The organism is Pontibacillus salipaludis (assembly GCF_014642405.1).
GTDB lineage: Bacteria > Bacillota > Bacilli > Bacillales > BH030062 > Pontibacillus > Pontibacillus salipaludis.
Window position 1 is genome coordinate 113858 of sequence record NZ_BMIN01000001.1, and the last position, 18208, is coordinate 132065.

Below are 18208 nucleotides of genomic sequence, written 5' to 3' on the forward strand. Positions count from 1 at the left end.
TAAATGCAGCCAAATGATAAGAAAAAGCTTTCTCAAAATGCTGATCAGCTATTGCAAGGTCTTATATTTAAGGAAGTTTTAAAGAGAAGTATTACCTCATTGAAATTTTCTAAAAACAGGCTGTTTATATTAATTGGTTTTTTTATCGCTTTTTTTAATCTTTATTTATTTGTTTTTACTAAACACATAAATGGAATTGAACATACTCTTACAATAGTTGAGAATGTAACCACTTTTTCGATTACTATTTTGGCTGTATTAATAACGGGATATGCTATTTTTCAAGCATTAGCCACTGGTTCAACATTATATAATTTAGTAAAGACAAAACAAGGTTCTGTAAGTTACTTCATGAGGTATAATGATTACTTTTTTTCCGTTTCTTTACTATATTTAAGTGTAATTGTTCTGAACTTTTTACTTTTTATATTTCTTAATGGAATCCCTGTAAATTGGAGCTTACCTTTTTATTGCACTAATGGAAATAACACAATATATTCTTTTCTCATGAGCTTATATATTATATTAATTTTAAATAGTTTATTTGAGCTCAAGTCATTCATTTTTAACTTGTATTCAGTATTCTCAACTAATGCAGCAATTGCAGCAATAAATAAAGCAAATGAATCAGATGAATAGATAAAATAAAATCTTTTATTTGGAGGAGTTCTTAGTGATTACTGTAAATATAGTTCAAAGGTGATTACATATATTTTCTGTTTGTATTTCAATAAGAGGGTGATTAATAACTATGAAACCTTTTGCAAAGAAGTTTTATAAATCAGCATCTTGGCGTAAATGCCGGGATGCTTATTTTAATTCCCAACAAGGTATGTGTGAGCGATGCGAGTCACCAGGAAAGATTGTTCACCATAAGACGTGGCTTACTTCTAAGAACATAAATGATCCTTGCATTTCTCTAAATTATGAAGAACTTGAGCTGCTGTGTCAGGACTGCCATAACAAAGAGCACCATAGCACTAGCTGTTCAAGAAGGGAAGATGTGAAGTTTAATAAAATGGGTGAATTAGTAAAAGTAGGTGATAAAACAAAATAAGTTTACTATACACAAAAGGAACTATGTACATGAAGTCGAATGATGTAAGATACTGGTTTTAATCTTAAGTTTTTCGGAGGTGTTAAATTGCTTGATAAATTAAGTGTGCTACAAAGAGGAATGGAGCTTAAGCTCGAAGAGATACAATTAAGCCATAAGCATAAAGGGAATAGAGGAGACAACTCGGAAGAAGTCGTTAGAGATTTTCTAAGAGAGTTTTTACCCTTATATAACCGAATTGGCCATGGAGAAATAGTTGACACTATAGGGAATGTTTCTAATGAGTCCGATATTGTAATTTTAAATGAATATCACCCATATTTGAATGACTTAGCAAATCCCAGCTTGTTTTTTATAGAAGGTGTTGCTGCAGTGGGAGAGGTGAAGAGTAATTTGTCAAGTAAGGATCTCTCTGATACTCTCGACAAATGCACTAGATTTAAACAGATGCATATTGATATGCAAGGTCATGCATTTGTTGTTGCAAACGATTCAGATATAAAAAGATTTGTTATGAAGAGGCCATTTTTTTTGTTTATATTTGCTTCCCAATTGAAACTAGATACGATTTTGGAGAAAATTAGAACATATAATGAACAAAAGGGTTTAGAAGTAGAAAATCAAATTGATGGTGTTTTTGCATTGGACAGAGGTACGATTTTTAACGTAGGAGATGGTGAAGGTTCGTTAGGATTCAAAGAGAAAAGTGATTCAAGTAAATTAGAGGGTTATATATCTATTGAGCAAGGGAGTGATAACAATACTTTATTTAACTTCCTTACATTCTTAAGTAGTTCAATGCCTCACTTAAGATTACATTATCCTATTATAAGGGAATATTTAAGATAGAAATGTTTTTATCTTAAACGCCATCTTGGTTCTTAGACAAGAGGTGCTTTTTCTTATTCGCCCCCGTGTTTGAAATTTTTTATTATTTATTATGGGTACCGATGGGGGGAGATTCGTGTAATACACAGGTCATTTTCACATAACTACCCCAGAAAGAAGGTGATTTTATGTCGGCCAATGAAATGACTGAAAAAGAGAAGGAAATCAAAAAAGAATTCAATCGACTACGGCGTATTTTGAAAAAGTTTGATATCGAAAAGAATCGTCTTTCTACGGCTGAGGGTTTGCTTCATGAATCAGCTTTTATGCGGGTTACACTGCAAGAGCTTAAGGAAGACATTAACCAAAATGGGGCCATTGATGAAATGCCCCAGGGCGACTACTCAATTATGAGGGAAAGCCCTTCGGTGAAAACATACAATACGATGGTCCAAAGATACGCTACAGTGAACAAAGAAATTTTCAGCTTGCTTCCTAAAGATCAATCGAAGGCAGATGATGATTTTGAGTCGTTCGTGATGAAATGATGATCAATTATCCTTTAACCTACAATCCTATAATCGAATACTGGAATAAGATCCAGTCAGGCGACGAAGTTGTAAGTGACAAAGTGCGCAGGGTTTATAAAAAACTCGTTGCCGACATCCATGATCAGTCTTCAATTTATGAGTACAGTCCTGCGCGTGCCAATCACTCGATTGAGTTTGTAGAGAACTTTTGCAAGCACTCTAAAGGTGAAAAAGCAGGACAAGCTTTCGAACTTGAATTATGGCAAAAAGCGATGCAAGCTGCACTGTTCGGTTTTATACACAAAACCGAAGAGACTAGGAAGTATCGCGAATTAATTTTTAGTGTTGCTCGTAAAAGCGGAAAATCAGCTTGGGGATCAGCGGTTGCGTTGTATATGATGACTGCTGATGGTGAAGGTGGCCCCGAAATCGTAAGCGCTGCTACGAAAAAGGACCAGTCGAAGATCATATGGTTAGAGTCGAAGCGCATGGTTAAAAAGTCTCCTGTACTTAGAAAAAGAATCAGATCTTTAGTTTCTGAACTTCTATCTGATTTTAACGACGGTTCATTTAGGACGTTATCAAGCGATTCAATTACGTTAGATGGATTAAATCTTCATTGCTCACTCATCGATGAGCTCCATGCTATTGAAGATAAAAATCTTTACGATGTTATCGTCGATGGAATGAGTGCTCGTCTACAACCTCTCTCCATTATTACAACTACTGCAGGTACGGTTAGAGAAGGGATCTTTGATATCAAGTACGATGAGATTGAAAAGATCATTAATTGTAGGTTTAGTGGATCAGTAGAAAACCAATGGGACAGTGGGAGCAATAAGCTGTGATTTTTACAATTCTTCTGCACAGAGGTGTGCAGTCGATGGAGCAAGGATAATAGGCTATCAGTGTGGAGGAATAGTTACGTTTGCGAAATCTTCTGAAGTTACAAACTGTTATATCCAAGGGGAGTTAGTAGGAAATGGTGGACCAAGTTACATGGGTGGTTTGGCAAATGACATTTATGAGGGCAGTCTTTTCTCTAACTGTTATTCAGTTGTAGGGATATCAAACTACGAAAGGATCTCATCCTTTATGGACCCCATTACAACCCTACTTGAAGAAGGAACGAATATAAAAGGTTGTTATGCTGATGTTAGCAAGTTACAAAGTGATCAATGGGGTGGGAACGAACAATGGGAAGGGAAAAACAGTTATGGAGACGGGGCTTATCATCGCACCACTAGCCAAATGAAAACTCAAACAAACTATGTAGATTGGAACTTCGACGACATATGGAAAATCAGAGAAAATGAGTATCCTAGATTAAGGACTTCCTCTAAAATAACATGCCGAGTTTTGCCCATAAGTAGCTTTATTGCTTAATATATTTTTGGTAGCCAGACTTTCACTTTTAATTTGATAGAAGATTGGGGGGGAATTATGGAATCGTTAATTAACGCAGTTAAACCAGCCACTTTTGGTGTATCTGAGTTGTATTACCATATTTGTTTGGTGAGTGGAGCGTCCTATTAGGGGCGCTTATTTGTTTTGTTACGTTTGATTACTTGAGTGGGGTCATAGCTGCGTGGCATCAAGGCAAACTCAACGCTCAAGTGGGTTTTTGGGGGATCCCAAAGAAAGTAATGATTTTTGGGATGGTGGCCATTGCTCATGTTGTAGATAAGGTTTATTTGGATCAAATTGGTGAGCCTTTGGCGATTGGTGAATTTCAGGTCAGTGTTATGGCTGCTATGATCCTTTACTATTTGTTTAATGAGTTTGTAAGTATTACGGAGAATCTCGGCAAGATGGGGATGCCGGTTCCTGCTCCTCTCAAGAAAGCCATTGAAGCTTTTAAAGACAATGCTTATACAGATAAAAATAAGGGGGCGTAATCATGAGTAAGCACTTAATTGTATTAGGACATGGTAAAGGGCCAAACGGAGTATATGATCCAGGAGCCAGTGGTTGTGGAACAATTGAGGACAAATTTAGACCGTTTAGGAGCGCTAGATGATTAAAAAAACCCCTCACCCTTTTGTGGGTGAGGGGAATATTTTAAAAATCGTCCACTTCATCATCTTCATCATCAAAATGTTCTTCATATAATGTGTCTTGTGGATCTCCATCCTTATACACCAAATGAAAATTGCAAAGATAAGCTAAATCTCTTCTTTCATCCTTTTTTGAGTATCCTAATTTGTGTTTAGACCTTCTAACAATTTCGTCCATTCCATGTTTTAGTACGGGATTACCTTGAGGATCGTAAAAGTAGTTCTCATTTTCTCTTAAAAAGTTAACGTATTCTTCAAATGTCACTTCTGTTAAATACATATGTATCTCCACCTCCTTTCTACAATTACTTACATTCTTCTTAAAAGTAAACCTTTCCTTCAAATTTTAGGAATTGAACAGAAATTGAAAAACTGTATTTATCTTTGATTGATGGTTTATATGTAAAGATTAAATATTAAAAGGTATAGATAAATATATTTAAAAGAAAGAGATCAGTTTGAGCTGATCTCTTTTAGATGATTTTATATTGAGTTGGGGTTAGTGAGCATATTTTTGATATATCCCCATGAATTATATAGGCTTTAGCATTATTATTTTTGTCACAGTATTCATAAAGTCTATAAAGATAATATTTAGATGCGTTATCTTGTGTATATTTTATTTCATTAGCACTCATATAGTATGGAGTTTTTATGCCTCCTCTAGTTGTTTTGACTTCAATGTATTTCTTTTGACCATCTAAAGTCCAAGATAAAATATCATAACCAGCCCCGTCACCTTCCTCCTTGGATGTATGGAATACTTTTTGAGCTAAATCTTCTCTTTTATTTATATTTAAAAAATTGACTTCAGTTTGAAAAACAAGTAACTCCCCTTTAAGGCCTAATTCCTGTTTCTTCTCATTTTCTTCTGCAAAATCAACTATTGAAGCATTAGATAAAGGTAAGTTGTTTTTTTTTGGTGAATTATTTGGTTTATCGGTTACCGTTAATGAATTTTCTTGAAGGTGATTTTCTTTAGAAGTTATAGCTGCAGGAATGATTTCTATATTTGTGTGTGTTTTCATCTCTTCTAAGTCCCAATCTAAAAGCTGCCACGTAAAATGGACTGGTTGTTCTTGATTTGGATCATGTTTTATATAGCCCAATCTTCCTAAGTATGTATAGGGTTCTGACTTTTTAGTTTCAGGGTTAATTTTATTACTCCTTAGAAACAAGTAAATATTATTAACTAAATGGTCATGGTTAATAAACTGTTTAATCTTATGATCTGTTAGTTTTTGTTTAGGTTGGGACTGCCAAGTCAATATACCATTCTCATCGATGCCCTCTCTAAATTTGAAATTTCCTTCTTTATGACCAATAGTCACAAAGAAAACAAAATCATTTGATCTTTCTGGTATTTTTACTATTCCTTGGAGCCCCCATGTCCCCCTTTGGGGTACAAAATTGGAGAAAGGATCGAATATATCATGAACTTCTCTTCTACTATATCGTTCCCAAAGTTTTAATGGCATTTTAAATGTCTCCTTTTTGTCTAATCTTATTATGAAACTATTAATATTACAAACACTGGTTTATGTGTAAAAAGCGCTGATTTTTAGTAAATATATTCAAAATATGAAGGTTTTGCTATAATTTTATAGAAATAAAGTTTTAGTAAGAAATATCTGGATTGGAGGGAGATTATGTCGGAGTTTCCAGTATTGCCTTTCACTTTGAATACTTCAGACAATAATTTAACAGAGGAATTTTATACACCATGTTTAAAATGGGCAACAAAATATGATCGTGGGGTAGGATATTTTACATCTGGCTGGATATCTAGAAATGCTACAGGAATGAGTGAATTTGCTGCTAGTGGCGGAACTGTTAGATGGATAACGAGTCCTATATTGGATAGTAATGATTTTGAAAGTATAAGAAGTGGTTTAAATGATCCGGAAAACCTCGAGTTATTTAAGGTATTAAAAGAGGATGTGGAACTATTAAAAATTTACTTAGAAGATCACACTCAAAATGTAATAGCCTGGCTGATTTATGACGGATTACTAGAGTTTAAGTTTGCTGTTCCTAAAAATGATTTAGATGGCGGTGATTTCCATGACAAATTTGGAATATTTAAAGACGATGAAGATAACTTTATTTCATTTAATGGTTCAATAAATGATAGTAAGAAGGGATACTCCAATTATGAAAGTATCAAGGTGTTTTCAAGTTGGATAGAAGGTCTAGATCATTTTGTTAAAGAGGATATTAATAAATTCGAAACTTTATGGAATGACCATGATCCCAACGTCAAAGTTTATAATACTCCAGAGGGAATTAAGGAAGAAATATTTAAGTTGAGAAAATCTGAAAGACCGTATAATCTCCAATCCACCAAAAGCAAACTTAATAAATGGAGGCATCAATCAGAAGCCATTGATAAATTTTTACTAAAAGGAAATGGAATTCTTGAGATGGCTACTGGTACAGGCAAAACGAGAACGGCTTTGAGAATAGTTAATGAGCTTTTCGAACGTGATGAAATAAAATATGTCATTATCACTGTTAAAGGAACTGACTTACTTGATCAATGGTGTAAAGAAGTGAGTAAGTGGACTAACTTAACAATGTATAAACAGTTTTCTTCTTTTAAAGAGATATCCGGATTTAAACTGAGTACAGGTAAATCGGTTCTTGTGATATCAAGAGATAATTTAAAAAAAGAAATAACTAAAATCCCTTCATCCTATATATCGAACACAATAATAATTGCTGATGAAGTACATGGACTAGGCTCACAATCTATGGTTGAAGGACTAAAAGGGAGGCTAAAACCATTTAAATATAGGTTGGGTCTAAGTGCAACACCCGAAAGGGAGTATGATGAAGAAGGTAATCAATTCATTGAAGAAGAAATTGGAGTGCCTATATTTCAATTTAAACTGGCAGATGCTATTAGAAGAGGTATCCTATGTGAATTTGATTACCACCCTATAGAGTATAGTTTATCTGATGAAGATAATAGGAAAATCAAGCAGATTATCTCAAATTTTAAAGCGAAAGAAAAGGAAGGTATTTTTGTTAGTCAAGAAACTTTATATAGGGATTTAGCAAGGGTGAAGAAGACTTCTGAAAATAAACTGCCTCTTTTTAGTGAGTTTTTGAAAGAGCATCCTAATATCGTAGATAGATCAATAATATTTGTGGAGACAAAAGAGTTTGGGGAGAAAGTTCAAGAAATTTTAATGAGGTATCAGCCATATTATCACACTTACTATGGTGAGGATGATAGGCGAAATTTAGTTCAATTTAGTAATGGGGAATTAAATTGCTTAATTACTAGTAAAAGGATCTCAGAAGGTATAGATATAAAGTCAGTAAACAATATCATCTTATTCTCTGCGGATAAAGCTAAGATTCAAACCATACAACGAATAGGTAGGAGCTTAAGAATTGACCCGGATAATGATAATAAAAGGGCAGCAGTAGTAGATTTTATTCAAGAACAAAACGATGATAAAGAAAGAAATTCTGATCAAGAGCGCAAAGATTGGCTTCAAATATTATCAAATATAAAGCGAGTTGAGTAATAGTGAGTAGAAATGGTGTTTTGTACGAAGCTTTAAATGAAGTATTGTCAGAACTTAACGAAACTAATGATTTTAAAGAAAGATTAGAACATTTAGTTAGAAATACAATGGAAGATACTTACCACGAAGACGATATTTTAGCAGTAATTGAATTAATTACATTGGGGGTTGGTGAGTAGATGAAAATTTCAATAATTGAATGGAGTTATAGTAATATTAGGGGAGTAAATGACTTAAAGATTAACCTTGAAGAATTTGAAAAACAGCCGTATGATGTGACTTTGATTATGATGCCAAATGGGTATGGTAAAACAACCACTCAAGTCTTATTAAGGGCAATTTTTGATGGGGGAGCAAAAGATTGGAGTCCAGATTATGTAAGGGAATTTAGGCCTCCGGGATCGGAAATCACCCAGGGGGAATTTAGTGCTTCCATGTTAATTGATGAAAAATTTTATATAGTTAAGCTGATTCTAAATTATGAAAAGGGATTAGTAACTTATAAAACAGTAAAAAGCGGACAAGGTGGTCTAGAAGAAGGGAGAAAATTACCGAGCAGTTTAAAGTATGCCTTTTCTAGTGAATTCGTCAAACGTTTCATATTTGATGGTGAATTAGCAAAGCAAATTATAGGCCAAGAAAGTCAAGAGGCAGTAAGAACAATTAGATATTTATACCAATTGAATAAATTAGATGAAATGTCCAACCGTATAAAAACAATTGTTAAAGAGAAACAAGACAATATGAAATTGTCTCAAACAAAAACTGAGGTTGGTCTCGGAAAGTTACGAAGATCGAAAGAAGATTTTGAAAAATGTTTACGTAAACTAAAATATAAACGTAAAATTATGAGTGAAGAACAAACAACAAATGCAAAAGACATTGAAGATAAAAGAGAAAAGATTACAGCACTCATAAAATCTGACGAAAACCTTAATGCTGAATTTGAAAGATTACAAACTGATTTAAGTAACGTTGAAAGCGATATAAAAGAAACTTCCCAACATAACTTAAATATTCTAAGAAACCCTTACTTTATAAGTAATAAAATCTCCAATGACCTTCAAACGTTATCAAGTCAAATGAAAAAATTACAACTACCTAGAACAATGTCTAGAACGTTTTTTATAGACTTGGCCGATAATGATTCTTGCGTTTGTGGTAGGCATATTGGTGAGGGAGAAAAGAATTATATACTTGAAAATGCTGATAGATATTTAGGGGACGATCAAATATCTGTTATTAATGCTGTGAAAAATGCTATTAGTGACCGAGTACAAAGTGAAGACATAAATACACATTTTACTAATTTACTAGAATTAATAAACAAAAGAAGTGAATTAAGAACTGACCTGGATAGATTAGTAACAAATAGAAATTACTCCAATGCAGATGCTGTAAAAGAGTTAGAGGATGAATTGAAAGAATTAGAAAAAAGTAGTGACGAAATTAATAATAGTTTGAATGAACTGACTGCAAAGAATAAATCAGAAATTACTAATCTTTCATACGAAAATAATATATATCTTTGTGAACAGGCTCTTGAAAAAGAAAAAGAAAAAATTGCTGAGGCAACTAATACTCTTGACCTCGTAAAAAAGTCAGAGCGGTTAGAAGCTTATATTTCAGATATCCAAGAGCTAACTATGGAAAAGCTAAAAGAAAAGATAAAATTGGAAACAAATCAAAAACTTAAAGATTTACTAAGATATGAAGACGTAAGTGTTGAAGAAATAAAAGGCTACATAAAATTAAAAGATAAAGAAGGTGCAAGTGAAGGTCAGTCGCTAGCGATCGCTTATTCTTTTCTAGGTTCTATGTTTGATACTTCTTCATATAACCTTCCATTTGTAGTAGATTCCCCTGCAGGTTCTCTAGATTTATCTGTAAGAAGACAAGTATCAAAGATAATTCCAAATTTATTTGACCAATTAATTGTTTTTATCACCTCGGGCGAAAGAGAAGGATTTAAAGAACATTTTTATAAGATTGGAGATCAAGTTCAGTTCTTAACTATCAATAAAGATGGTGATGGAACTAATTGTATTGAGAGTCGAGAATTATTCGATGCATTTCAAAGCGAAGACGATGAAGAAGCGGTTGAAACTTATTAAAGAAGGAGATTGTTAAGGTGCCTTTTAAATTACCTAAAGAATCAAGAAGTTTTTTTAAACCAATTGATGATAGTTCGAAAAATAAATTTGAAACGTTATTTGATAAATATTACATGTGCTTAATGATGGGATTGAGTCGTGAAAAATTGGGTATGAAAGAAGAAGTTGAACCCCAAGAATTTGTGGATTATTATCCTGAATTATATGTAGATAAGAAAGAATTAATAATGGGGTTATTAATTAATGCAGAGGCAAAAAGACAAGGGATATCTAATAAAGATAGCTTGGAAAAATTAATGCTAGAATTGATTGATGACAAAACAGTAACAAAGCTAAGTAGTAAAGGTGTTGATAAGTTGAATTTATACGCGGCAGGCGGCATGAATATCATCTCAGATCAATTAGATAAGACAGATAAGCTCGAAGAATTTCTTGTCCATTATTATAGACTTATCAATAATGATGAGAATGAAGCGGTATAGAAAAAAGCCTTTCCATAATGGAAAGGCTTTTACTCTAACCAGATAATATATCTAAGTGTTGTATCAAGATACGTTGATGAACATGACCAAAATTATGACCAAAAAATGACCAAAAACAAGTAATTCTATTTGATTACTTTCGATTTCTCTAAATACATAAGGCTTGTTTTTAAGCATCTTTGATTGCTTTTAATCCATGTCTCTTCCTAAAATATATGTTCCGTACACAGGTTCACCCATGGGAGCGCGAACAGTATTTATCAACTTGCTAAGATTGAAGACCCTCGATACCATTGGTGTTGAGGGTTTTTCGTGTATATTATATGAATGGGTGATCGTACTCAGGAAGGCGTTTACTAGAGGTTGTATATTAATATTTTACAAACTAAATATGTTTTATCATAAAAAAGCATCGAATTATACATTCGATGCTTTTTGTAATTATGATTTTAAAATGAGGTTGGAGAGACAGTCTCACTTAATAATTAGTGGATATGGCGATATAATCCTACTACTTTACCAAGTATACTTACATTTTGCACAATGATTGGGTCCATCGTTGCATTCTCAGGCTGCAGTCGAATATGAGTGGACTCTTTGAAGAAGCGCTTAACAGTTGCCTCGTCATCTTCTGTCATAGCTACTACAATATCTCCGTTTTGAGCGGTTTGCTGGCGACGAACAATAACCATATCTCCGTCTAAGATCCCCGCCTCAATCATACTTTCACCTTGAACAACTAGAACAAATATATCGTCATCTTGAGCTGCAAGTGTATCTGGTAGGGGTACATACTCCTCAATATTCTCAATAGCAGTAATAGGCATACCTGCTGTTACTTTACCAATTACAGGAGCATAAGTTGCTTCTCCCTTAGGAATCGTTGTAATGGAGTCTTCCTCCAATTCTAGCACTTCAATTGCTCTAGGTTTAGTAGGGTCTCTACGAATATATCCTTTTTTCTCTAACCTGGACAAATGCCCGTGTACAGTTGAGCTAGAGGCTAGCCCTACAGCTTCTCCTATCTCTCTTACAGAAGGTGGATACCCTTTTTCTAGTACACGGTTTTTTATGAAATCTAAAATTGCTTCCTGCCTTTTTGATAGTTTCGTCATATTTTCTACACCTCGTACATATCATTTATTACCGTCATTATACCATGGTAGGAAAGGTTATACAAACATTCGTTCGCAAAAAGTATTGACAAGAACGGATGTTCGTATATAATATGAACTAGACACGAACAAAAGTTCTTATTTTTCTGGAGGCGATTAATATGTTTCAAAATCTATCAAAACTAGACGTAGTGTATTTCTTGTTATTTGCAGGCAGTTTAGCCTTTATGTATATTGGGTTGCTTTCAAGTTAATCTTTACGTAACGAGGCATATCCTTATATGATAGAGAAAAAAGGAGATCCTATGAAAGCTATCATCTATTGTCGCGTCAGCACAGAAAAAGAAGCACAAGTTTCATCATTAAAACGTCAACGAATTGAACTAGAAGAACTAGCTACTCAACACCAATTTGAAATCCATAAAATTATAGAAGAACAAGCAAGTGGATACGAAATTGAAAGGGACGGTATCTTAGAAGTACTGGAAATTCTATCAAACAACGAAGCAGACTTGCTTCTCATTCAAGATGAAACAAGGCTTGGGCGGGGAAATACGAAAATTGCCTTGTTTCATCAACTTACAAAACTCGGCGTTCCAGTCTATTCCGTTTCTCATCAAGGAGAGCTTACTTTATCAGAATCAGATTCAATGGTGCTGCAAATTGTGGGAATTGTAGAAGAGTACCAAAGGAAAATACATAATATTAAGATAAAGCGCGGTATGAAGCGGGCTGTAGAAAATGGATTTAATCCAGCTCAAAACCTCTCTAACCAGCACTTAGCACATGGTCGAGAAAGAAAGGACTTCCCAATTGAAGAGGTTGTTCGATTGCGTCAAAACAATTTAACGTTCGATGAAATAGCAGCGACTCTGAGAGGTATGGGGTTTAATGTATCAAAGGCTACTGTCCACAGAAGGTACAAAGAATTCGTTTCACTTGAAAACAACGTCTAAACACGTTACGATATAGGGAGTAGAAAGGCAGGCATCCTACTTTGGACTCTTGCCTTTTTTACTTGGAGTTTAACAAGTAAAGGAGCATGTAAATGATTTCTCAAGATAAATTAAACCGAATTAACGAACTATCTCATAAATCTAAACAACAAGGTCTAACTATGACTGAACAAAATGAACAGAAAAAACTACGCCAGGAATATCTGAAAAACTTTCGTAACTCTTTCAAGAGCCAGCTAAAAGGCATGAAAGTTGTAGATCCTGAAGGTAATGACGTAACACCAGAGAAATTAAAAGAAGAACAAGAACGAAATAAAAAGCATTAATCGAAACACACGAATATCATTCGTGTGTTTTTTTTGTTTTCCTTTGTAAAAGTTTATGATGTTGTTAAAAGGATAGGGCAGGTTTTGGAAGGTTCGAAGCTGTGAGAATGTTTTTTAGTTAGTTTTAGCTCAGTGTAAGGTGGGGCCTAGAAAGCGAGTTGTCCCTTTGCAAGCCCAAGCAATCATAAACGCAGGAGGCTACTTTCAGGTGAAACATCTTAACTTTGATTTGTACTCTTTTATACAATGTAAGAAAAAACGGTGAGGTAATTCTAAACTCATAAAACCGTTCCATGCATAAGAAAGGCCTTATAGTCACAATTTAAACTAGTCAAGAAAAAGAATTTTCGACTCTTTTCCTTGGAATGCTTGTCACTTAAACGATTTCATTATAGTATTTAGACTGTACATAGTTCGCGTAATGCGAAATTGAAAGGAGCTATTACATGACACATCAAACAGAACAACAATCTATTAATACGATCCGCACACTTTCTATTGATGCGGTAGAAAAAGCAAATTCAGGTCACCCAGGTATGCCAATGGGCGCTGCTCCAATGGCTTATACGCTTTGGACTGAATTCATGCAGCATAATCCTAAAAACTCTAGCTGGTTCAATCGTGACCGCTTTGTATTATCAGCAGGTCATGGTTCTATGCTTCTATATAGCTTACTTCATCTATCTGGCTATAACGTAACAATTGATGACCTTAAAAACTTCCGTCAATGGGGTTCAAAAACACCAGGACACCCAGAGTATGGGCATACAGACGGTGTTGAAGCAACTACAGGACCACTAGGCCAAGGTGTAGCGATGGCTGTAGGAATGGCTATGGCTGAGTCTCACTTAAGTGCGAAATATAATAAAGATAACTTTAACGTAGTTGATCACTATACGTATTCTATTTGTGGTGATGGCGATTTAATGGAAGGGGTTTCTCAGGAAGCCGCTTCATTAGCAGGCCACTTAGGACTAGGGAAACTTGTTGTGCTTTATGACTCCAACGATATCTCATTAGATGGGGACTTACACCGTTCATTCTCAGAGTCTGTAGAAGATCGCTTCAAAGCTTATGGCTGGCAAGTGATTCGCGTAGAAGATGGAAATGACACTCCGGCACTTCGCCAATCTATTGAGGAAGCAAGAGCTAATACAGATCAACCGACTCTTATTGAAGTGAAGACTGTAATTGGGTATGGTTCACCGAATAAATCGGGCAAATCTGCTTCTCACGGTGCTCCACTAGGAGAAGAAGAAGCGAATCTGACGAAGGAACATTATAAGTGGGGTCATGAACCATTTGACGTTCCGCAAGATGTGTACCAGGACTTTGAAACAAAGGTTCAAACTCGTGGTGCAGACGCAGAATCAAAATGGAATGACTTAGTAAAACAGTATAAGGAAGCGTATCCTGAACTAGCAGAAGAATTTACTCGTGCTATTAACGGAGAACTCCCTTCTGATTGGGATAAAGAGCTTCCTCAATACACACCAGGTGAGGACAAACTTGCTACTAGAGCAGCTTCTGGTGAAATGATCAATGCATTATCTAAACAAATTCCAAACTTCTTCGGTGGTAGTGCGGATCTTGCAGGGTCTAATAAGACAAGCGTAAACGGAGAAGAGGATTTCTCTCGTAACAATTATGCGGGTCGTAATATTTGGTTTGGTGTACGTGAATTTGCGATGGCTTCAGCCATGAATGGTATGGCTCTTCACGGTGGGTTAAAAGTGTATGGCGGTACATTCTTTGTCTTTAGTGACTATTTACGTCCAGCTGTCCGTCTATCTGCATTAATGGGTGTTCCTGTAACATATGTATTCACCCATGACTCGATTGCTGTTGGAGAAGATGGTCCTACACACGAACCAATTGAACAATTGCCATCATTACGTGCAATGCCAGGCTTATCTGTTGTTCGTCCGGCTGATGGTGTAGAAACAGAAGCAGCATGGCGTCTTGCTTTAGAATCCACATCAACACCTTCTGCTCTTGTGTTAACTCGTCAAGGATTACCGACGCTTGAAGGCTCAAGTTATGAAGGCGTTAAGAAGGGTGCTTATGTAGTGAGCCCAGCAAATAAAGAAGAACCGGATTGCTTGTTACTAGCAACTGGCTCTGAAGTTCAGCTAGCGGTACGTGCTCAAGAGAGTCTTCGTGAAAAAGGCGTTGAAGTAAGTGTAGTCAGCATGCCTTCATGGGATCGCTTTAACGCTCAGGATAAAGCGTATAAAGAAGAAGTGTTACCAAGTAATGTGAAAGCGCGCCTCGCTATTGAGATGGCTTCTCCATTAGGTTGGGAGCGTTACGTAGGTCTAGAAGGAGATGTGCTGGGAATTGAAACATTCGGTGCATCAGCTCCTGGAGACCAAGTCATGGAGGAATACGGATTTACAGTTGAAAATGTAGTAAACCGTGTTGAGAACCTTCTAAAATAAAGCAATTTTTAGCCTGTAAAAGTGATCTTTTACAGGCTTTTTATTTTGTATCTATAATGGTTGAATGTCGGATTTAGGTGTTTGTTTATAAGATGAATATAAAAATGTTTTCATTTTTTATGGAGGTTAAGAAGAAGCGGGAATGGTTCAATTTCTTCGAATGAATGCTATCAAATGAGGAATCTAAAGGGGTTCTAAGATAAGTACCACCTCTATGAATAGATACGAGAGGTAAAATAGCTATTAAATTCGACAAAACTTTCGCTGCATCTGTGACGAAATTAGACACATAATTTCTTCCAAATCGGGTAGAATGTCTCTAACAAGGGGGACATGCTATGCGTGAATATGCTTTATTTTGGATTAAGGACGAATTTTCAAGCCACTATTTTCATAAGACCAATATTCTATTTGACTTTTTGAAAGAATGGAAATACCATCCTGATCATACGTTGTCTACTACACAATTTCAGTATGTCACAAAGCCAATTCCGCTAGATATGTTAGTCCATTACGTCACAGAAAAAAATCGTAAACCTGTAGAAATGACCTATTATCAGAATAAAATGTCGTTTGTAATTCAGTGTAAAGGTCAAAATATTCGTTTAACCCAAATGAGTGATCGAGAAGTACGGATTACCGCTGAAAGCCTTCATCAAGCGGAAACAATGATCTTTGAAACACTTCGCACATTCAACCATTCTTTTTTTATAATGGATGAAGATATGCGACAGTACGGGTGGATTGCTCCTATTAAAAAGGAAGCGATTCTCTAGCCTACTATTGTATTATCCTCCTCAATTTACTATAATATTTGAGAGACAACATGAAGGAGGAAATTTGTACGATGTCCTTAGGTATTGTTTGGGTAATTGTAATTGCCGTTGTAACGCTACTTGCTGGCGTAGCACTTGGTTTCTTTATCGCCAGAAAGTACATGATGAACTATTTAAAGAAAAACCCACCGATTAATGAACAAATGTTACGTACATTGATGATGCAGATGGGCCAGAAGCCATCGCAGAAGAAAATTAATCAAATGATGCGTGCTATGAATAACCAACAACAAAAATAAACTTCAAAACGCACAAAAAATCCTTCTCTTACATGTAAGAGAAGGATTTTAATTATGGATTAATGATTGTGTAACTTTGAATCTCTTTCATTGTAATGAGAAGTGATCCAATTCTTTAACTGAGTCAGTATAGCAAATGACCACACGAAATTAATAGTAAGAACACCCGCTAACAAGGACAGGTCATGGTAAACGATATAATCATAAGGTTTTACAGCTACAATGATGGTAGACTGAACAATTAGAAGAATAATACTTGCAATCAGGGAAGCCGTGATTCGCACCATACAGTCGTCCTCCTCTTTTTAAAAGGGTTCCTTTTAGTAAGTTTAATATACAATATATTCACAATTTGTTCAATTTTTAATCACATTTTTGTCAATTATTAAAAACAGATGAATCGTAGAGTTTCAAAACGTTATTGTTTACAATGATTAGGGAGAGTTTTCTACTCCTGCGTTAATTTTAAAATAAAGGAGCTTTACTACTATGGATCTTAATTTGTTTTTAACTTTTGGAGCAGGGTTTTTGTCGTTTATTTCTCCTTGTGTATTACCCTTATATCCAGCTTTCCTCTCTTATATTACAGGAATGAGTGTAAATGAACTGAAATCAGAGAATGCTATGCTTAACCGAAGAAGTGTTCTACATACAGTCTTGTTTTTACTTGGTTTTTCAAGTATTTTTATCCTTTTAGGCTACTCAACCTCTTTTATTGGCGAATTCTTTTATCAGTATCAGGACTTGATTAGACAATTAGGCGCAATTTTAATTATCTTCTTTGGTTTTGTCATTATCGGAGTATTCAATTTTGAATTTCTCATGAAAGACCGTAAAATTACATTTAAGAACCGTCCAGGAGGGTATGCTGGTTCTTTCCTTATTGGCATGGCTTTCTCTATGGGATGGACACCATGTACTGGTCCTATTTTGGCAGCGGTTTTAACACTTGCAGCTCAAAATCCTGAAAGTGGAATGATCTATTTAATTACATATTCCCTAGGTTTTTCTGTACCTTTCTTGATTTTGTCTTTCTTTATTGGTCGAATCAACTGGATCAAACGTCATAGTGCTCGAATAGTCAAAGTTGGTGGGTATATCATGATTTTTATGGGTATCTTTTTATTCTTTGATTTAATGACTAAGCTAACGTCATACCTAGCTGGTTTATTTGGTTTTAGTGGTTTCTAATCGATGATGGCATTCAAGGCACATTTATATTATTATAGAACTATGTTTGGAAAAGGAGAAATCTAAATGCGGACAAATGATCTAATACTACGAACAACAACAATACTTATTGCTTTTATTTTGTTAGCATTTTCAATTTACCTATTTTTAGCAGGACATAATGCTCCTGGTGGAGGGTTCATTGGAGGGCTGATGACGTCAGCAGCATTCGTTTTAATGTATATGACGTATGGCTATGACCAAGTTAAAAAGATTATACCTGTCAACTTTCGTTATATTATTCCGGTAGGACTATTGATTGCAGTTTTAACGGGTGCTGGGTCCTTTTTATTCGGTGAGCCTTTCTTAAGTCAAACATTCGCTCATTTACACCATGTACCAATCTTCGGTGAGATGGAGCTTGCTACAGCAATGTTATTTGATCTAGGTGTTTACCTAACGGTCGTAGGCATTACCTTAACAATTATACTATCTATTGCTAACGATCAATAAGGGGT

21 protein-coding genes and 1 pseudogene are annotated in these 18208 nt (G+C 35.2%); 18 read left to right on the forward strand and 4 right to left on the reverse strand.

Features of this window, described 5'->3' with window-relative positions; all coding sequences use genetic code 11:
* The first annotated feature begins 3 nt into the window (after positions 1-3).
* From IEW76_RS00570 to IEW76_RS00600, 7 genes and pseudogenes are all read left to right on the forward strand, one after another.
* Positions 4-639 carry a hypothetical protein gene (locus tag IEW76_RS00570; protein ID WP_188649914.1) on the forward strand — a complete coding sequence of 212 codons (636 nt, stop codon included), beginning with the start codon at positions 4-6 and terminating at the stop codon, positions 637-639.
* Between the two features lie 112 nt (positions 640-751).
* The gene (locus IEW76_RS00575) at positions 752-1057 is read left to right on the forward strand and encodes an HNH endonuclease (protein ID WP_188649916.1); all 306 of its coding nucleotides are present in this window, start codon (positions 752-754) and stop codon (positions 1055-1057) included.
* 87 nt (positions 1058-1144) lie between these two features.
* Positions 1145-1906 (forward strand): DUF6602 domain-containing protein, encoded by a 762-nt coding sequence (locus tag IEW76_RS00580; protein WP_188649918.1) that lies wholly within the window; start codon positions 1145-1147, stop codon positions 1904-1906.
* A gap of 167 nt (positions 1907-2073) precedes the next feature.
* Entirely contained in the window at positions 2074-2433 is a 360-nt protein-coding gene (locus IEW76_RS00585; RefSeq protein WP_188649920.1) for a hypothetical protein, read from the forward strand.
* Positions 2430-3206: pseudogene (locus tag IEW76_RS00590) on the forward strand (terminase large subunit domain-containing protein); the annotation flags it as partial. The gene IEW76_RS00585 and the pseudogene IEW76_RS00590, both read left to right, overlap by 4 nt.
* Before the next feature lie 208 nt (positions 3207-3414).
* On the forward strand, positions 3415-3801 hold the full coding sequence (locus tag IEW76_RS00595; protein WP_188649924.1) for a hypothetical protein: 387 nt from the start codon (positions 3415-3417) through the stop codon (positions 3799-3801).
* A 122-nt stretch (positions 3802-3923) separates the two neighbouring features.
* Positions 3924-4313 (forward strand): phage holin family protein, encoded by a 390-nt coding sequence (locus IEW76_RS00600; RefSeq protein WP_188649925.1) that lies wholly within the window; start codon positions 3924-3926, stop codon positions 4311-4313.
* A gap of 163 nt (positions 4314-4476) precedes the next feature.
* On the opposite strand, the gene IEW76_RS00605 is transcribed toward IEW76_RS00600, so the two are convergent.
* Together IEW76_RS00605 and IEW76_RS00610 are read right to left on the reverse strand one after the other, a co-directional pair.
* Positions 4477-4752, reverse strand: coding sequence for a hypothetical protein (locus IEW76_RS00605; RefSeq protein WP_188649927.1), 276 nt, complete (start codon positions 4750-4752; stop codon positions 4477-4479).
* A 193-nt stretch (positions 4753-4945) separates the two neighbouring features.
* Positions 4946-5950 (reverse strand): DUF3427 domain-containing protein, encoded by a 1005-nt coding sequence (locus IEW76_RS00610; protein WP_188649929.1) that lies wholly within the window; start codon positions 5948-5950, stop codon positions 4946-4948.
* A gap of 171 nt (positions 5951-6121) precedes the next feature.
* Between IEW76_RS00610 and IEW76_RS00615 the strand changes: the two genes are divergently transcribed.
* The 4 genes from IEW76_RS00615 to IEW76_RS00630 are packed head-to-tail and all read left to right on the forward strand — an operon-like array spanning position 6122 to position 10607.
* On the forward strand, positions 6122-8011 hold the full coding sequence (locus IEW76_RS00615) for a DEAD/DEAH box helicase family protein (RefSeq protein ID WP_188649931.1): 1890 nt from the start codon (positions 6122-6124) through the stop codon (positions 8009-8011).
* A 2-nt stretch (positions 8012-8013) separates the two neighbouring features.
* Positions 8014-8190, forward strand: a complete 177-nt coding sequence (locus IEW76_RS00620) for a hypothetical protein (protein WP_188649933.1) — start codon at positions 8014-8016, stop codon at positions 8188-8190.
* Positions 8191-10125, forward strand: a complete 1935-nt coding sequence (locus IEW76_RS00625) for an AAA ATPase-like domain-containing protein (RefSeq protein ID WP_188649935.1) — start codon at positions 8191-8193, stop codon at positions 10123-10125. It begins immediately after the preceding gene.
* Between the two features lie 17 nt (positions 10126-10142).
* Positions 10143-10607, forward strand: a complete 465-nt coding sequence (locus tag IEW76_RS00630) for a hypothetical protein (RefSeq protein WP_188649937.1) — start codon at positions 10143-10145, stop codon at positions 10605-10607.
* Between the two features lie 485 nt (positions 10608-11092).
* On the opposite strand, the gene lexA is transcribed toward IEW76_RS00630, so the two are convergent.
* Positions 11093-11722, reverse strand: coding sequence for a transcriptional repressor LexA (gene lexA, locus IEW76_RS00635; protein ID WP_188649939.1), 630 nt, complete (start codon positions 11720-11722; stop codon positions 11093-11095).
* 305 nt (positions 11723-12027) lie between these two features.
* On the opposite strand from lexA, the gene IEW76_RS00640 reads away from it, so the two are divergent.
* From IEW76_RS00640 to IEW76_RS00660, 5 genes are all read left to right on the forward strand, one after another.
* On the forward strand, positions 12028-12678 hold the full coding sequence (locus IEW76_RS00640; RefSeq protein ID WP_188649942.1) for a YneB family resolvase-like protein: 651 nt from the start codon (positions 12028-12030) through the stop codon (positions 12676-12678).
* Between the two features lie 92 nt (positions 12679-12770).
* A complete protein-coding gene (locus IEW76_RS00645) occupies positions 12771-13004 on the forward strand; it encodes a DUF896 domain-containing protein (RefSeq protein WP_188649944.1) in 234 nt (77 codons plus the stop codon).
* 446 nt (positions 13005-13450) lie between these two features.
* Positions 13451-15445: a transketolase gene (tkt, locus tag IEW76_RS00650; protein WP_188649946.1), complete on the forward strand. Its 1995-nt coding sequence runs from the start codon at positions 13451-13453 to the stop codon at positions 15443-15445.
* 338 nt (positions 15446-15783) lie between these two features.
* Entirely contained in the window at positions 15784-16221 is a 438-nt protein-coding gene (gene sirA, locus IEW76_RS00655) for a sporulation inhibitor of replication protein SirA (RefSeq protein ID WP_188649948.1), read from the forward strand.
* 71 nt (positions 16222-16292) lie between these two features.
* Positions 16293-16520: a YneF family protein gene (locus tag IEW76_RS00660; RefSeq protein ID WP_036778920.1), complete on the forward strand. Its 228-nt coding sequence runs from the start codon at positions 16293-16295 to the stop codon at positions 16518-16520.
* A 59-nt stretch (positions 16521-16579) separates the two neighbouring features.
* Here the strand turns inward: IEW76_RS00660 and IEW76_RS00665 are convergent, their stop codons facing one another.
* The gene (locus tag IEW76_RS00665) at positions 16580-16807 is read right to left on the reverse strand and encodes a hypothetical protein (RefSeq protein WP_036778923.1); all 228 of its coding nucleotides are present in this window, start codon (positions 16805-16807) and stop codon (positions 16580-16582) included.
* Positions 16808-17009: 202 nt separating this feature from the next.
* On the opposite strand from IEW76_RS00665, the gene IEW76_RS00670 reads away from it, so the two are divergent.
* Complete coding sequence (locus IEW76_RS00670) at positions 17010-17711, forward strand: cytochrome c biogenesis CcdA family protein (RefSeq protein WP_036778925.1); 702 nt, start codon at positions 17010-17012, stop codon at positions 17709-17711.
* A 66-nt stretch (positions 17712-17777) separates the two neighbouring features.
* The gene (locus IEW76_RS00675; protein ID WP_188649949.1) at positions 17778-18203 is read left to right on the forward strand and encodes a Na(+)/H(+) antiporter subunit B; all 426 of its coding nucleotides are present in this window, start codon (positions 17778-17780) and stop codon (positions 18201-18203) included.
* Positions 18204-18208 lie beyond the last annotated feature (5 nt).

What these genes read in the sequence shown, in the direction of transcription:
- IEW76_RS00585 (WP_188649920.1), top strand. Translation starts at nt 2,074, where the DNA reads ATGTCGGCCAATGAAATGACTGAAAAAGAGAAGGAAATCAAAAAAGAA.
- sirA (WP_188649948.1), top strand. Translation starts at nt 15,784, where the DNA reads ATGCGTGAATATGCTTTATTTTGGATTAAGGACGAATTTTCAAGCCAC.
- IEW76_RS00575 (WP_188649916.1), top strand. Translation starts at nt 752, where the DNA reads ATGAAACCTTTTGCAAAGAAGTTTTATAAATCAGCATCTTGGCGTAAA.
- IEW76_RS00640 (WP_188649942.1), top strand. Translation starts at nt 12,028, where the DNA reads ATGAAAGCTATCATCTATTGTCGCGTCAGCACAGAAAAAGAAGCACAA.
- IEW76_RS00665 (WP_036778923.1), bottom strand. Translation starts at nt 16,807, where the DNA reads ATGGTGCGAATCACGGCTTCCCTGATTGCAAGTATTATTCTTCTAATT.
- IEW76_RS00625 (WP_188649935.1), top strand. Translation starts at nt 8,191, where the DNA reads ATGAAAATTTCAATAATTGAATGGAGTTATAGTAATATTAGGGGAGTA.
- IEW76_RS00610 (WP_188649929.1), bottom strand. Translation starts at nt 5,950, where the DNA reads ATGCCATTAAAACTTTGGGAACGATATAGTAGAAGAGAAGTTCATGAT.
- IEW76_RS00645 (WP_188649944.1), top strand. Translation starts at nt 12,771, where the DNA reads ATGATTTCTCAAGATAAATTAAACCGAATTAACGAACTATCTCATAAA.
- lexA (WP_188649939.1), bottom strand. Translation starts at nt 11,722, where the DNA reads ATGACGAAACTATCAAAAAGGCAGGAAGCAATTTTAGATTTCATAAAA.
- IEW76_RS00615 (WP_188649931.1), top strand. Translation starts at nt 6,122, where the DNA reads ATGTCGGAGTTTCCAGTATTGCCTTTCACTTTGAATACTTCAGACAAT.
- IEW76_RS00670 (WP_036778925.1), top strand. Translation starts at nt 17,010, where the DNA reads ATGGATCTTAATTTGTTTTTAACTTTTGGAGCAGGGTTTTTGTCGTTT.
- IEW76_RS00660 (WP_036778920.1), top strand. Translation starts at nt 16,293, where the DNA reads ATGTCCTTAGGTATTGTTTGGGTAATTGTAATTGCCGTTGTAACGCTA.
- IEW76_RS00605 (WP_188649927.1), bottom strand. Translation starts at nt 4,752, where the DNA reads ATGTATTTAACAGAAGTGACATTTGAAGAATACGTTAACTTTTTAAGA.
- IEW76_RS00595 (WP_188649924.1), top strand. Translation starts at nt 3,415, where the DNA reads ATGGGTGGTTTGGCAAATGACATTTATGAGGGCAGTCTTTTCTCTAAC.
- IEW76_RS00570 (WP_188649914.1), top strand. Translation starts at nt 4, where the DNA reads ATGCAGCCAAATGATAAGAAAAAGCTTTCTCAAAATGCTGATCAGCTA.
- tkt (WP_188649946.1), top strand. Translation starts at nt 13,451, where the DNA reads ATGACACATCAAACAGAACAACAATCTATTAATACGATCCGCACACTT.
- IEW76_RS00675 (WP_188649949.1), top strand. Translation starts at nt 17,778, where the DNA reads ATGCGGACAAATGATCTAATACTACGAACAACAACAATACTTATTGCT.